1 protein-coding gene is annotated in these 540 nt (G+C 70.6%); it reads right to left on the minus strand.

All coding sequences use genetic code 11. The features are described from left to right. The coding region (gene soxR, locus C1I99_RS31860) for a redox-sensitive transcriptional activator SoxR (protein WP_111137803.1) at nt 1–434 on the minus strand (434 nt) is incomplete at its 3' end. Nucleotides 435–540: the final 106 nt, after the last annotated feature.

The following is a 540-nucleotide window of genomic DNA, read 5'->3' on the forward strand; positions in this document are numbered from 1 at the left end:
GAGACAGGCATCCGGCGGGGGCCGGGGCCCTCCCCGGAGAGGGAGTCTTCCGGGTTGTAGAGGGTGCAGCGCTGCAACGAAAGGCAACCGCAACCGATGCACCCGTCGAGGTCGTCGCGGAGCTTAATCATCAGCTGGATCTTCTCGTCCAGCCGCTCCCGCCAGGTGGCGGAGAGCCGCGCCCAGTCCGCGGCGGTCGGGCTGCGCGAGGCCGGCAGCGAGTCCAGCGCGGCCCGGATCTCCTCCAGCGCGATGCCGACCTGCTGCGAGATCCGGATGAACGCCACCCGGCGCAGCTCGCTCCGGGCGTAGCGGCGCTGGTTGCCGCCGGTGCGCTCGGCCCGGATCAGCCCGAGCCGCTCGTAGTAGCGCAGCGCTGACGGTGCCACCCCGCTGCGCTCGGAGAGCTGGCCGATGGTCAGTGCCTCGTGCATCACGTCGCCTTGAATTGAAGTGAACTTCAACTTGCAGGCTAGTCGCATGACCACGATGACCACCAGCCCGCACCGGGCCGGAGCCGCCCCGCCACCCCCGCGCGAC

Origin of the sequence: Micromonospora deserti (genome assembly GCF_003236335.1) — a bacterium.
Lineage (GTDB): Bacteria > Actinomycetota > Actinomycetes > Mycobacteriales > Micromonosporaceae > Micromonospora > Micromonospora deserti.